Source organism: Rivibacter subsaxonicus, assembly GCF_004217215.1.
In the GTDB taxonomy this organism is placed as follows: Bacteria; Pseudomonadota; Gammaproteobacteria; order Burkholderiales; family Burkholderiaceae_C; genus Rivibacter; species Rivibacter subsaxonicus.
In genome coordinates this window covers 553,462-566,483 of the sequence record NZ_SHKP01000005.1, presented here as the reverse complement: position 1 = coordinate 566,483, position 13,022 = coordinate 553,462, and the positions used below count along the sequence as shown (strand labels likewise).

General features: G+C 69.5%; 16 protein-coding genes. 8 read left to right on the top strand and 8 right to left on the bottom strand.

Features of this window, described 5'->3' with window-relative positions:
- The first annotated feature begins 11 nt into the window (after positions 1 to 11).
- Both EV670_RS08610 and EV670_RS08605 read left to right on the top strand, forming a co-directional pair.
- A complete protein-coding gene (locus EV670_RS08610) occupies positions 12 to 620 on the top strand; it encodes a 2-hydroxychromene-2-carboxylate isomerase (RefSeq protein ID WP_130431426.1) in 609 nt (202 codons plus the stop codon).
- Entirely contained in the window at positions 620 to 1,498 is an 879-nt protein-coding gene (locus tag EV670_RS08605) for an amidohydrolase family protein (RefSeq protein ID WP_423213576.1), read from the top strand. The genes EV670_RS08610 and EV670_RS08605 overlap by 1 nt, the downstream gene beginning before the upstream one ends.
- A 147-nt stretch (positions 1,499 to 1,645) precedes the next feature.
- Here EV670_RS08605 and EV670_RS08600 read toward each other — a convergent pair whose 3' ends face one another.
- Positions 1,646 to 2,080, bottom strand: coding sequence for an SWIB/MDM2 domain-containing protein (locus EV670_RS08600; RefSeq protein ID WP_130431424.1), 435 nt, complete (start codon positions 2,078 to 2,080; stop codon positions 1,646 to 1,648).
- Positions 2,081 to 2,371: 291 nt separating this feature from the next.
- On the opposite strand from EV670_RS08600, the gene EV670_RS08595 reads away from it, so the two are divergent.
- Positions 2,372 to 2,905: a MarR family winged helix-turn-helix transcriptional regulator gene (locus EV670_RS08595; RefSeq protein ID WP_130431423.1), complete on the top strand. Its 534-nt coding sequence runs from the start codon at positions 2,372 to 2,374 to the stop codon at positions 2,903 to 2,905.
- A gap of 77 nt (positions 2,906 to 2,982) precedes the next feature.
- Positions 2,983 to 3,408, top strand: coding sequence for an organic hydroperoxide resistance protein (locus EV670_RS08590; RefSeq protein ID WP_130431422.1), 426 nt, complete (start codon positions 2,983 to 2,985; stop codon positions 3,406 to 3,408).
- Between the two features lie 69 nt (positions 3,409 to 3,477).
- Here EV670_RS08590 and EV670_RS08585 read toward each other — a convergent pair whose 3' ends face one another.
- A complete protein-coding gene (locus EV670_RS08585; protein WP_130431421.1) occupies positions 3,478 to 4,443 on the bottom strand; it encodes a TerC family protein in 966 nt (321 codons plus the stop codon).
- 273 nt (positions 4,444 to 4,716) lie between these two features.
- Between EV670_RS08585 and EV670_RS08580 the strand changes: the two genes are divergently transcribed.
- A complete protein-coding gene (locus EV670_RS08580; protein WP_130431705.1) occupies positions 4,717 to 5,070 on the top strand; it encodes a phage holin family protein in 354 nt (117 codons plus the stop codon).
- 39 nt (positions 5,071 to 5,109) lie between these two features.
- Here EV670_RS08580 and EV670_RS08575 read toward each other — a convergent pair whose 3' ends face one another.
- Positions 5,110 to 6,831, bottom strand: a complete 1,722-nt coding sequence (locus tag EV670_RS08575; RefSeq protein ID WP_130431420.1) for a M48 family metalloprotease — start codon at positions 6,829 to 6,831, stop codon at positions 5,110 to 5,112.
- Positions 6,818 to 7,627: a TfpX/TfpZ family type IV pilin accessory protein gene (gene tfpZ, locus EV670_RS08570; protein WP_130431419.1), complete on the bottom strand. Its 810-nt coding sequence runs from the start codon at positions 7,625 to 7,627 to the stop codon at positions 6,818 to 6,820. The genes EV670_RS08575 and tfpZ overlap by 14 nt, the downstream gene beginning before the upstream one ends.
- Positions 7,628 to 7,793: 166 nt before the next feature.
- Between tfpZ and moaC the strand changes: the two genes are divergently transcribed.
- From moaC to EV670_RS08555, 3 genes are read left to right on the top strand one after another with little or no spacing between them, the layout of a single operon-like run.
- Positions 7,794 to 8,300 carry a cyclic pyranopterin monophosphate synthase MoaC gene (gene moaC, locus EV670_RS08565; protein WP_130431418.1) on the top strand — a complete coding sequence of 169 codons (507 nt, stop codon included), beginning with the start codon at positions 7,794 to 7,796 and terminating at the stop codon, positions 8,298 to 8,300.
- 12 nt (positions 8,301 to 8,312) lie between these two features.
- A complete protein-coding gene (locus EV670_RS08560) occupies positions 8,313 to 8,621 on the top strand; it encodes a nucleotidyltransferase family protein (protein WP_130431417.1) in 309 nt (102 codons plus the stop codon).
- Positions 8,584 to 8,952: a HepT-like ribonuclease domain-containing protein gene (locus EV670_RS08555; RefSeq protein ID WP_207225030.1), complete on the top strand. Its 369-nt coding sequence runs from the start codon at positions 8,584 to 8,586 to the stop codon at positions 8,950 to 8,952. The genes EV670_RS08560 and EV670_RS08555 overlap by 38 nt, the downstream gene beginning before the upstream one ends.
- A 15-nt stretch (positions 8,953 to 8,967) precedes the next feature.
- On the opposite strand, the gene EV670_RS08550 is transcribed toward EV670_RS08555, so the two are convergent.
- The 4 genes from EV670_RS08550 to EV670_RS08535 all read right to left on the bottom strand — a co-directional run bounded on the left by EV670_RS08550 (position 8,968) and on the right by EV670_RS08535 (position 12,894).
- Complete coding sequence (locus tag EV670_RS08550; RefSeq protein WP_130431415.1) at positions 8,968 to 10,689, bottom strand: PglL family O-oligosaccharyltransferase; 1,722 nt, start codon at positions 10,687 to 10,689, stop codon at positions 8,968 to 8,970.
- Positions 10,690 to 10,834: 145 nt separating this feature from the next.
- Positions 10,835 to 11,341, bottom strand: coding sequence for a pilin (locus EV670_RS08545; protein ID WP_130431414.1), 507 nt, complete (start codon positions 11,339 to 11,341; stop codon positions 10,835 to 10,837).
- A 261-nt stretch (positions 11,342 to 11,602) separates the two neighbouring features.
- Positions 11,603 to 12,109 (bottom strand): pilin, encoded by a 507-nt coding sequence (locus EV670_RS08540; RefSeq protein WP_130431413.1) that lies wholly within the window; start codon positions 12,107 to 12,109, stop codon positions 11,603 to 11,605.
- A gap of 278 nt (positions 12,110 to 12,387) precedes the next feature.
- A complete protein-coding gene (locus EV670_RS08535) occupies positions 12,388 to 12,894 on the bottom strand; it encodes a pilin (protein WP_130431412.1) in 507 nt (168 codons plus the stop codon).
- Positions 12,895 to 13,022: the final 128 nt, after the last annotated feature.

Sequence of the window (13,022 nt, the reverse complement as noted above, 5' to 3'; positions counted from 1 at the left end):
GGAGTCGCAGCTTGGCCATCACCATCGACTACTACCTGGCGCCCGCTTCGCCCTGGGTCTACCTCGGCCACCTGCGCTTCTGGGACATCGCGCGCAAGGCGGGGGCGACGATCCGGGTGCTGCCGGTCGATCTCGGCGCCGTGTTCCCGGTCTCCGGCGGGCTGCCGCTGGCACGCCGCGCGCCGCAGCGCCAGGCCTACCGGCTGCTCGAGATCAAGCGCTATGCCGAGTACCTGCACACGCCGATCAACGTGCAACCGAAGTACTTTCCGGTCTCCGGCGACGATGCGGCGCGGCTGATCATCGCGGTCGACCTGCACGACGGCAGCGAGGCGGCGATGCGCATCGCCGATGCGATCCAGCGCGCGGTCTGGGTCGAGGAACGCAACATTTCGGGCGAGGAGACGCTGGCCGCGCTGCTGGCCGAGCGCGAGCTGCCGGCGCGGCGCCTGGCCGACTCGCACAGCCAGGCGGTGCACGAGCGCTACGAGGCCGACACCCAGGCCGCGATCGACGCCGGCGTCTTCGGCGTGCCGAGCTACGTCGTCGACGGCGAGATCTTCTGGGGCCAGGACCGGCTCGACTTTCTGCAGCGCCGGCTGACGCAAGGCAAGCCGTGATCGCCCGCCGCACGCTGCTTCGCCGTGGCCTGTGCGGCGCCGCGGCGCTGGCGCTGGGTCGCCCGGCGCAGGCCGCATCGGAGCCGTGGCGCGGCCCGATCTTCGATGCCCACCTGCACTACAACGACGAGGCGCAACAGCCCTATCCGCTGCCGGAGGTGCTGGCGCGCCTCAAGCGGTCCGGCGTGCGTGGCGCGCTGGCCAACAGCCGGCCCAACGACGGCACGCTGGCGCTGGCGGCCGCGCGCGAGGCGCGCGCCGCAGCCGGCGTGCAGCTGGTGCCCTTCATTCGCCTGTATCGCAACCGCGCCGACTACGCGAGCTGGCACCAGGATCGGTCGATCGTGGCGATGGTCGAGAGCGAACTGGAGCGCGGTACCGCGGCCGGCCCCTACCGCGGCCTTGGCGAGTTCCATCTCTACGAGAGCGCCTTCGCCGACCACCCGACGCCGCGCACGCTGATGGCGCTGGCGCAGGAGCGCGGCCTCGCGGTGCTGGCCCATTGCGACGACGTCGCGATCGAGAAGCTGATGGCGCACGGCCCGCGCGCGCGCCTGATCTGGGCCCACACCGGCATCGGCGGCGTGCCGGTGGCACGCGTGCGCGCGCTGCTCGAGCGCCACCCGACACTGCTCGGCGAGCTGAGCTACCGGCCTGGCCTCACCGACGCCGCTGGCCAGCCGGCGCCCGAGTGGCGGGCGCTGTTCCAGGGCCATTCGCAGCGCTTCCTGGTCGGCTCCGACACCTGGGTCAATGCGCGCTGGGACAGCTACGAGTCGCTGATGCAGGAGGCCCGGACCTGGCTCGGCGCGCTGCCGCCGGAGCAGGCGCAGCGCATCGCCTGGGGCAATGCGCAGTCGCTGTTCGGCTTGACGTAGACCCCCACGCTTGCCGCTCCGAGGGGGCCAGGCCGGGCCTGGGGCGGCCCGGCGCCTGCCCATCTTGCGCGGGCAACCATGACGTACAAAAGAAAAGGCCCGGCAAGCCGGGCCTTCCTGAACAGCGTCCGCGAGGGACGCCGCATCTCACTTGAGGTGAGCGCTGATCAGCTTGGTCATCTCGAACATCGAGACCTGGGCCTTCTTGAAGATCTCCTTCAGCTTGGCGTCCGCATTGATCATGCGCTTGTTGACGCTGTCCTGAAGCTTGTTCTTCTTGATGTAGTCCCAGACCTTCTTCGTCACCTCGGTACGCGGCATCGGCGCGGAGCCGATCACCGCCGCCAACGTGGCGCTCGGGGTCAGGGCCTTCATGAAGGCCGCGTTCGGCGTGCGCTTCTTGGCCGGAGCCTTCTTCACCGCCGCCTTCTTGGCGGGCGCGGCCTTCTTGGCCGGAGCCGCCTTCTTCGCCGCCGGCTTCTTCGCCGGGGCTGCCTTCTTGGCAGGCGCCGCCTTCTTGGCCGGAGCCGCCTTCTTCGCCGCCGGTTTCTTGGCCGGGGCCACCTTCTTCGCAGTTGCCATGTGAACTCTCTCCATCAATGATTTGACTGATGTGCCGGGTCACGGGCGACAGCCGCATGAGCTTTCGTTCTCTCTACGACCCTGCGGCGCGAATGGTACTGCGCGCCATAGCAAAAAAGAAGCTTTCTCCTCTGGGAAAACGCGCATTCATGCGGCTTCGCGACCGCAAACGTGGCGGCAAGGCATCAACCGCGCGGGTTTGCACTGCCCGTCGCGCGATGTCCCTTTCATCATTGTAGGCAATTCAATTGCGTGCAATCTAAATTGCGCCGGCGATTTACCATGCCGGCCATGAGCTCACCAACCCGTTCCCGCAGCCGCCAGGGCGCCGCCACGAAGCCCGCCGCGCGCAGCGCCGTCGCCGCCCTGACGCTCGACGCGCAGCTCTGCTTCGCGCTCTACGGCGCCTCGCTCGCGATGACCAAGCGCTACCGGCCGCTGCTCGAGCCGCTCGGCCTGACCTATCCGCAGTACCTGGTGATGCTGGCGCTGTGGGAGGAGGACGGCCCCAACGTGTCGGCGCTCGGCGCCCGGCTCGGGCTCGATTCGGGCACGCTGACGCCGCTGCTCAAGCGGCTCGAGGCGCAACAACTGCTACAGCGCCTGCGCGCCACCGACGACGAGCGCCGCGTGCAGGTGCGGCTCACCGGCGCCGGCCGCATGCTGCGGCGTCGCGCGCAGGGCGTGCCGGCCCAGATGGCGGCCTCCACCGGTTGCGCGCTCGATGAACTGCGGGCGCTCACCGCGACCCTGCACCACTTGCGGCTGCAACTCGCGGCCAACGACGAGGCCACGCCGGCCGATGCCGCCGCGACGGCCGGCTGACGCTTCCGATCTCCATATCTACCCAGGTTCCACCCGCGGGCACCGCGCTCGCACCCATCCCCCTGAAGGAAAGCACCATGTCGATCGAGAAAGTCCTCTACCGCGCCGAAGCCACCGCCACCGGCGGCCGTGACGGGCGCGCCGTCAGCTCCGACAAGCACCTGGACATCAAGCTGACCGTGCCCAGGGAAATGGGCGGCGCCGGCGGCGAAGGCACCAACCCCGAGCAGCTGTTCGCGGCCGGCTACGCCGCCTGCTTCATCGGCGCGATGCGCTTCATCGCCGGCCAGAAGAAGGTCGTGCTGCCGCCCGACACGCGCATCGACAGCAAGGTCGGCATCGGCCAGATCCCGCAGGGCTTCGGCATCGAGGTCGATCTAGCGGTCCACGTTCCCGGCATGGCCAGGGCCGAGGCCGAGGCGCTGGTGGCGGCGGCGCACCAGGTCTGCCCATACTCGAACGCCACGCGCGGCAACATCGACGTGCGGCTGAGCGTGATCTGAGAACGCGCCCGCGCCATTGAGAAAGGGCTGCCCGCGGGCAGCCCTTTGCGTTTGGCGACTTCGCCTGGCTCAGCCCGGCGTTGCCTTGAGGCGCGGCGCGGTCCGCACGCTCCAGATCATCGTGATCGCAAGGATCGCAACCACCACGCCGAGCGAGAGCAGCACCGGGATCTTGACCAGGTCGATCAGCAGCATCTTGCTGCCGATGAACACCAGGATCACCGCCAGCCCGTAGCTCAGGAGGTGGAACTTAGCGGCCATCGCGGCCAGCAGGAAGTACATCGCGCGCAGGCCGAGGATCGCGAAGATGTTGCTGGTCAGCACGATGAAGGGATCGTCGGTGATCGCGAAGATCGCCGGGATCGAGTCGACCGCGAAGATCACGTCGGTGATGCCGACCAGCGCCACCACCATCAGCAGCGGGGTGGCGATGCGGCGCCCGTTCTGCACGGTGAAGAACTTCTCGCCGTCGAAATCGCGGCTCACCGGCAGCACCCGGCGCAGCAGCCGCAGCGCCGGGTTGCTCTCGAGATCAGGCTCCTTGCCGGCCGCCCACCACATCTTGAGGCCGGTGGCGAGCAGGAAGGCGCCGAACAGGTAGAGCACCCAGTGGAACTGCGCGATCAGCCAGCCGCCGAGCAGGATCATGCCGGTGCGCAGCACGATCGCGCCGATGATGCCGATCATCAGCACGCGCTTCTGGTGCGCCGGCGGCACCGCGAAGTACGTGAAGATCATCAGGAAGACGAAGATGTTGTCGACCGCCAGCGATTTCTCGATCAGGTAGCCGGTCAGGAACTCGAGCGCCTTGGTGTTGGCGAGCTGCACGTCGCCGGTGCTGTCCTTCACTGCCCACCAGAACAGCACATTGAAGGCCAGGCTGAGCGCGACCCAGACCAGCGACCAGCGGATGGCCGCGCCGGTGCTGACCTCGCGCGCACCCTGCTTGCGCAGCACGACGAAGTCGACGAAAAGCGCGGCCAGGACCGACGCGACAAAGAAATACCAGAGCCAATCCGGCGCAATCGTGTTCATGCTCACTCCGTGAGGGAGAGGTTGAGAAGGCAACGAGGCGCCGAAAGGTCTTGCGAGGAGGCCGGCTCCGGGAGGAGTGGCTTCTTGCGGTCCCGGGAGCGCAGCGGGCGCTGCACTCCGTACTGACGGGGGGCCGCGGCCACGGGCGTGGCGTGCTACTCCCCTTTCGACGCCGCGATTGTCGCCGACACGGCAAAGGCTCTGGAGTCTTGGGGACTTGCCGCGTTCGCACCTGGCGCGGCCCCGCGGACGCGCCTTATGCTGCGCGCCATGCTGAAAACACTTCTTCGATGGGCGCTGCTCGCCGGCGCACTGCTGCTGGTGGCCAAGCTCTACAGCGGCGTGCAGGTCACGAGCTACACCGCCGCGCTGATCGCGGCGCTGGTGCTCGGCCTGCTCAACGCGGTCGTGCGGCCGATCTTCGTGCTGCTGACGCTGCCGATCACGCTGGTCACGCTCGGGCTGTTCCTGTTCGTGATCAACGCGCTGATGTTCTACTGGGCCGGCAAGATGCTCGACGGCTTCGAGACCACCAGCTTCTGGGCCGCGCTGGTCGGCTCGCTGATCTACAGCGCGTTGAGCCTTGTGATCAACCACCTGCTGGCGGCGACCGACAAGCGAGGCTGACGATCACGCCCGCAGGCGTTCAGGCTTGCGCTGGCGCGGCTACCGGCCCCACTGGCATCCCGGCGTCACCGGTGCACCCTCGCGCGGCGGCGGCAGGTCGGAGCACAGGTCGTCGGGCGGAATGCGCCGCGCGCCCGCCTGATAGTCCTCTTCCCATTCGGTGCGGCGCTGCGCACGCAGCTGGCGCAGCCGGGCATCGATCACCGAAGCCTCGATGAAGTCGCCCGCGGCCGGCCCGCGCGCCAGCTTCTGGCCCGAGCGCAGGCGATCGATCGCGCCGGTGATGTCGCCGATCGCGGCGCGCGACTCGGCCTCGGCACGCACCGAACGCAGCTTCTCGCCCTGGCGCTGCCAGAGCTGGCTCAGCTGCTGCCAGGCCAGCGCGTCGTTCGGGTGCAGCGCGACCCAGGTCTGCAACTGGTCACTCGCCGCCTTCTGCGCGCTGGTCGGCGCGCCGGACGCCAGGGCCCGCTGGGCGGAAAGCATCAGCACCGCGCGCGATTCGCGCCCGCCCTGGGACCGGCCGGCGGCTTCGAGGTACTCGGCGGAACGCGCCAGGCCGCTGGCGTCGCCCCGCAGCAGCGCGGCCTCGGCGGCGAGCAGGTCGACCGCGCGCTTGGCACCCGCGTCGCCGGCCGCCAGCGGCCGCGCGACGGCGACGGCGGCCTCGGCCCGCGCCGCGTCCTTGAGCAGGATCGACGCCATCGCACCGGCATAGGCAGCGCCGAGCTTGTCGGCGCTGGTCGGCGAGGCGATCTGCGACGCCGCGCTGTCGTAGTCCTGCAGCTTCTGCAGATAGCCGCTGCGCGCATCGGCCAGCACCCGCGCGCGCGCCTGCATCGCCGCATGCAGCAGCGGACGCGGCGGCGGCCGGTAGGCACCGAGGTCGACGCCGAGGCGCGTGCGCGCCTCGCCGATGCGCTCGGTCGTCAGCGGGTGTGTGCGCAGGTACGGGAAGCCCTGGTTGTCGTTGAGGCGCGAGGCGAGCTGCATCTTCTCGAACATCGCCGCCATGCCCGAGGGCGAGTAGCCGGCGCCGGTCAGCACGCCGTAGCCGACGCGGTCTGCCTCGCGCTCCATGTCGCGCGAATAGTTGAGCTGGCCCTGGGCCGAGGCGGCCTGGCCGCCGGTGATCAGCGCGCCGGCAACGTCCGGGTTGCGGCTGGCCGCGATCACGCCGAGGATCAGCCCGGCCAGCGCGATCAGCGAGGAGGTCTTGCTGGCGCCGACGCCGCGCGCGATGTGGCGCTGCGTCACGTGCGACATCTCGTGCGCCAGCACCGAGGCCAGCTCGTCGGGCGAGGTGGTCATCGCGATCAGCCCGAGGTGCACGCCGACATAGCCGCCGGGCAGCGCGAAGGCGTTGACCGACTTGTCGCGCACCAGGAACGGCGTCCACGCGAAACGATCGTCGATGTCGGGACTGATGTCGCCCCGCGCGCGCGCACTGTCGAATAGCTGCTGCCACATGCCCTGCAGGTACTCCTGCAGCACCGGGTCGTCGAGGTAGTCGGGGTCGCGCCAGATCTCGCGCATGATGCGGTCGCCGACCTTGCGCTCGAGGCTCAGCGAGACATCCTCGGAGGCGCTGTCGCCGAGGGCTGGAAGCTGGTTGGCGGCAACATTGACCGTGCGCGCCGGCGCCTGCGCCTGCACCGCGGCGCCCGGCATGCCGAGCAGCAGACTGGCCGCGACCAGGCTGGCTAGCGCGCGCTGCAGGCGCGTGGCGCGCCGCGGCGCCGACCGCTCAGAAGAATCCATCGAAGGGGGCATAGCCCGCGATCTCGCCGGTCTGCTTGTCGATCAACGCGACCCAGCTGGTCTGGCGCGCCCGCAACGGCAGGTAGCCAAGCTGCTCGGCGCTGCGGCCGGTGGCGGCCACTGCGGCGTCGAGTTCGGCGCGGCGCTCGGGGTAGTGCTTCTGCAGCTCGGCGAGCGGCGCGGCGCGCTCGGCAACCTGCTGGCGGAATACCGCCTCCGGCCGCCAGGCCTCCGGCCGCTGCCCGTAGTCCTTGCCGTCGAGCGCCAACTTGACCGCCGTCAGCGTGTCCTCGCCGGCAGGCCGCTCGGTACCCACGTGCAGCATGCCGAACCAGGGCAGCGAGCGCAGACCCTCGGGCGCGCGAGCCAGCTCTTCGGGCGCCAGGTCGGCGGGCCGCACCGTCACCAGCCGCTGGCCCTCGATCGCCAGCACCGCCGGCCGCGCCTGGGCGGTGGTCCAGATGCCGTAGCCGAGCGCGGCGAGCTGCAGCACAACGATGATCGACAGGTCGCGCACCAGCTCGCGCCGCGGCTTGCGGCGGTTGAACACGGCAAAGGTCAGCAGCGGACCGAGCACGATATCGACGCTGATCAGCAGCGTGAAGAGTTCGCGGCCGCCGGAGATTTCGCGGTACGGCGACGGGTACCAGACGCCGAAGACCAGCGCGCCAGCCAGCGACGCCACCAGTACCGACAGGCTCAGATGGATCAGCGCGGCGCGCAGGCGACTGCGGGCATCGAAGCCGCGGCTGGAAGGGGGGATGGTCTCGGGAACGGGGGAAAGGGCTTGGTCCATGGGCGGCCAACGAGGCTCTCGCGCGCGGCGATGTTCTGGTGGGTGACGAGCGGCGACGGCGCTGCCGCGCGCCGACGCCAATGAGTGGTGGAGTCCCGGCCTCGCGCCGGGTTCCACGACGACGGCGCCTATCATGCCAGCGCGCTTGTTTCCGGATATTGCTGCCATGCCCGATTCGCCCCAACCCAGCCCCGTGCTGACCCACTTCGACGCCCACGGCCAGGCCCACATGGTCGATGTCTCGGCCAAGCCGGCCACGCACCGCGTGGCGGTGGCCGAGGGCTTCATCCGCATGCAGCCGGCCACGCTGGCGCTGATCGCGCAGGGCCAGGCGAAGAAGGGCGACGTGATCGGCATTGCCCGCATCGCCGCGATCCAGGGCGCCAAGCGCTGTGCCGAGCTGATCCCGCTGTGCCATCCTTTGCCGCTGACGCGGGTGGCGGCCGACTTCTCGCTCGACGAGGCCGCAGCCACGCTGCGCTGCGAGGTGACCGCCGAAACCGTCGGTGCCACCGGCGTCGAGATGGAGGCGCTGACCGCGGTGCAGGTCGCGCTGCTCACCGTCTACGACATGTGCAAGGCCGCCGACCGCGGCATGGTGATCGAGGGCGTGCGGTTGCTCGAGAAGCGCGGCGGCAAGTCGGGGATTTGGCGCGCAGGGCCGCTTCGATAGACTGCTTTGATCATGTACGCGGAACTCGAACGTCAGCGCAAGCGGGTTGCCGAACTGTGTCGGCGCCATGGCGTCCGTCGGCTCGATGTATTTGGCTCGGCGGCCCGTGAGGATTTCGACCCCTCGACGAGCGACCTTGATTTCGTGGTCACGCTCGATGACCGCGAGCCCGTGTCTTATTCCAACAGCTACTTCGAACTCAAGGAGGCGCTCGAGCGGTTGTTCGGGCGCGAGGTGGACCTCGTTACCGAACGGAGTCTGGAGAATCCGTACTTTCGGGCGCGTGTGGATCAAGAGCGTCGCAACCTCTATGCACGCTGATGCACCGAAGCTGCTGTGGGATGCCCGCGAAGCGCTGCGCCGCATTCAGCGATTCACCCTCGGCAAGGACTTCGCCGCATATCTTGAGGACGAAATGCTTCGGTCGGCCATCGAGCGCCAGTTCGAGATCATCGGAGAGGCATTCGCCCAGCTTCGGCGGCTCGACCCTGCAACTGCCTCAAGCATTGCCGAACTGCCGCGGGTGGTCGACTTTAGAAACGTGGTCATTCATCGGTACCGCGATCTCGATCACGCGCTGATCTGGGCCAAGGTCGAACAGCAAGTAGGGCCTCTCACCAAGCAGGTCGAGGCGTTGCTGCCGGCCGCGTGACGCTGGTGACTGCCTTCACCGCGCAGCGGCCTGCGCCTCCATCGCCCGCCAGTCCAGCCCCTCGACCGGCCTCGTCTCGCACTGCCAGCCCGGCTCCGCGTCGCCGCAGCCGGCAAACCATTCCTGCGCATCGGCCCGCCTGAACTCGCGCAGGCGCTGCGCGGCGTAGAGCGCCTCGGCTTCGCGGCCGGCGGCGTGCAGCGCCTCGGCGTAGGCCTGAAGCAGGCGCACATCCACCAGCTGGTGCAGCGGGCGGTCGAAGGTGGCCGGGCTCGGGTCGCGCGGCTCGGTGGTCACCGCCGCGTAGTCGGCGTGGTGGCCGAACAGCGGGCTGCGCCGGCCCTGCTCGATGCGCTCCCGCAGCGACCCGGCGCCGGGGCCGGGCGCAAAGATGGCCGCGACTCGCGCGTGATCCCAGACAGCGTAGAGCGCGCCGGCCACCATCAGCACACCGGCCAGGCGCAGCGCCAGACTGCGAGCGTGCGGCAACAACGGAGGCTCGCGGGGCTCGTTCGCGCCCAGGCCGAGCACCACGCCAAAGGCCCAGGCCGCGGGCAACAGGAAATAGGCGTACCAGAGCGGGTACTCGAGCAGGCTGTGCGCAGCGAGAACCGCCAGCATCGCCAGCGCGGCGCGGCCGGGGTAGGTCGGCGCCGCCGCTGCCGCGCTGCCGGTGGCGGCCGGCATCGCTCGATCGAGCGCGTCGCGCGCCCCCCACAGCGCCGCGCCGAGCAGGCACAGCACCAGCAGCGTGGCCGGAACGCCGATCTCCACCGCCAGTTGCAGCGGCGCGTTGTGGGTGTGGTCGAAGAAGGCGATCGGGCGGTCGGGAAAGGGCGTCAGCGTCCACGCGATGTTGAAGTTGCCATAACCGACACCGGCCCACGGCTGCTGGGCGATCAGCTCCAGCGTGTTCTTCCAGATCGCGACGCGCGAGCTGCTGATGTCGCCGCCCTGCTGCGCCAGCCGCTCGGCGCCGAAGAAGGCCGCGTGGCGCCACTCCGCATAGAGCGCGGTCACGCCCCAGGACGCGGCGTAGATCAGCGGCGTCGCGGCCAGCGTGCGCCGCAGGGCGCGCGGCAGCGTGCGGTCGAGCGCCGCCCACGCCACCAGCAGGGCCAGCGAGAGCATGCCGGTACGCGAGGCCGTGAGCGCCAGCGCAAACACCATCAGCGCGATCGAGCCGCCGCCCCAGCCCGCTCGCAGCCGCCCGGCCTGCCACAGCGAGGCCGTCATCACCGTGGCGCACAGCAGTGCGGTCGAGAGGTGGTTGGGCTGGCGCATGTTGCCGACCGCACGGCCGGGCGAGCTGTTGGCGGCGATCAGCCAGCCATCGGCGAGCGAGGGCGCGAAGTACTGCACCAGTGCCACCAGCACGCAACCCAGGCCGGCGATCCACCAGCCGCGCGACCACGCGGTCCAGGCGGCAGCGTCGTGCGCCTGACGGGCGCCCGTCAACGTCACCACGCAGGCGGCCAGCAGGAGCAGGCCATCGGTCGGCGAGCGTCCGGCCAGGATGCGCGGCACCAGTGCCGAGGCGGCAAGGAGCAGCAGCGCGCCCAGCGCGCAGCGCAACGGCCAGCCGGCCGGCGCGCCACGCGGCGCGGCGTATGCGCACCAAAGGCCCCACAGGCCAAGCGCGGCGACCTGGTTGAAGAAGACGGCGTCGGGCACCGAGGCCGGTGCGAGCAGCAGCGGCACGGCAACCACGAGCGCCGCCAGCAGGTCGACGTTCATCAACGAGCGTGAATGCAAGGTGAGGCTTCGAAGCCGGAGCGGCGAAGTGTCGCCGAGCGCTCACGGCCCGATGCCCGCGCGGAGCTGCGCGGGCCAAAAAAAAGAGCGCCGAAGCGCTCTTTCTTTCTTGGGTGCAGTGAACTGCTTACTTGCACTCGGCCGGCGCGAAGCGGGCCGGCAGGCTGCCAGCGGCTTGGCCGACGGCCAGCGTCGTGACGCCGGCGGCGGCGCAACGCCACTTGGCCGAGTCAGCCGGCGGCGTGAAGGTGGCGGTGCCGACCGGCAGGGCCGTGCCGGGCAGGCCGGCGCCGGTGTACGGCATGATGCTCAGCGTACCGTTGCCGGCGTTGGCGGTCGTGGTCACGGTGATCTCACCGGTCGCCGCGGCAATGGTCACGCTGGTGACGTTGCGCGAAGCGGTCGGCGAGGTCCAGCCCATGTTGTAGCCCAGCGCATCGGCGGTCGGGTTGCCCGAGGCCAGCACGTCAGACACGTTGATCTTGGCCGACGAGGCACCGACCAGACCTTCCGACACGCGAGCGCGCACCGTGTAGTCCTGGTAGGCCGGCAGCGCGACGGCGGCCAGGATGCCGATGATCGCGACAACGATCATCAGTTCGATGAGGGTGAAACCCTTCTGCATGGTCTTCATGTGGCTCTCTCCTGTGAATGCGGTAGACGGCAAGCGGTGCCGTTGGACGTTCCCGTGCAGGCACCGTGCCAGCGGCAGCGTGTGAGCTTTGCCACACCGCCCGTGTAACCTCATTTTGTCAATCGACGGCTTTGGTCACTTTGCGTCCGCCTGGCCCACAAAACTGACAAGGAGGTGACGCGAAGCGTCGCTCGCGCAGTTGCTGGTGGCCAAAAAAAAGAGCGCCGAAGCGCTCTTTCTTTCTCGGGTGCAGTGAACTGCTTACTTGCACTCGGCCGGGGCGAAGCGGGCCGGCAGGGTGCCAGCGGCTTGGCCGGTAGCCAGCGTCGTGACGCCGGCGGCGGCGCAGCGCCACTTGGCCGAGTCAGCCGGCGGCGTGAAGGTGGCGGTGCCGACCGGCAGGGCCGTGCCGGGCAGGCCGGCGCCGGTGTACGGCATGATGCGCAGGGTACCGTTGCCGGCGTTGGCGGTCGTGGTGACGGTGATCTCACCGGTCGCCGCGGCAATGGCCACGCTGGTGACGTTGCGCGAAGCGGTCGGCGAGGTCCAGCCCATGTTGTAGCCCAGCGCGTCAGCGGTCGGGTTGCCCGAGGCCAGCACGTCAGACACGTTGATCTTGGCCGACGAGGCACCGACCAGACCTTCCGACACGCGAGCGCGCACCGTGTAGTCCTGGTAAGCCGGCAGCGCGACGGCGGCCAGGATGCCGATGATCGCGACGACGATCATCAGTTCGATGAGGGTGAAACCCTTCTGCATGGTCTTCATGTGGCTCTCTCCTGTGGATTTGGTGGTGAGCGGTTGCCGGGATGGACAGTCCTTCAGTCGCAGGCTCCATGCCACCAGGCCGGCGTGAGCTTTGACACGGCGCGGGCACCGGCACTGAGTTTCAGTCGACACGATTGGTCACTTTGGACTGTGCCGGCCTGCCGGCCTGCCGGGCGTGTGACGCTTCGCGTCGGCCGCCGGCACCACTCGCGCCTTGATTGAGCGCCAACGAAAAAGAGCGCCGAAGCGCTCTTTCCTTGTTCAGTGCAGCGAACTGCCTACTTGCATTCGGCCGGCGCGAAGCGGGCGGGCAGGGTGCCAACAGTCTGGCCGGTGGCCAGCGTCGTGACGCCCGCAGCCGAACAGCGCCACTTGGCCGAATCGGTCGGCGGCGTGAACGCGGCGGTGCCGACCGGCAAGGCGGTGCCGGGCAGGGCGGCGCCGGTGTAGGGCATCAGCGTCAGCGTGCCGTTGCCCGCGTTGGCAGTCATCGTGATGGTGACCTGGCCGGTGGCCCGGGCGATGGCGATGGCAGCAACATTGCGCGAAGCCAGCGGCGACGTGAAGCCCAGGCGATAGCCGAGCGCATCGGAGTTGGGATTGCCCGTGGACAGCACCTCCGACACGTTGAGCTTGGCGGCCGTGGCGACGACCAGGCCTTCCGACACGCGCGCGCGCACCGTGTAGTCCTGATAGGCCGGCAGGGCGACCGAGGCCAGGATGCCGATGATCGCGACGACGATCATCAACTCGATGAGGGTGAATCCCTTCTGCGTTGTCTTCATGTTGCTCTGCTCTGTGCTGCACCTGGCGGGACTGCCGCCTGCTCAAGCGCAGGCGCCGTGCCAGCACGCGGCGTGAGCTATTGCACGCTGCCGGGGCCCGACGGGAACATCAGCGACACATTTGGTCA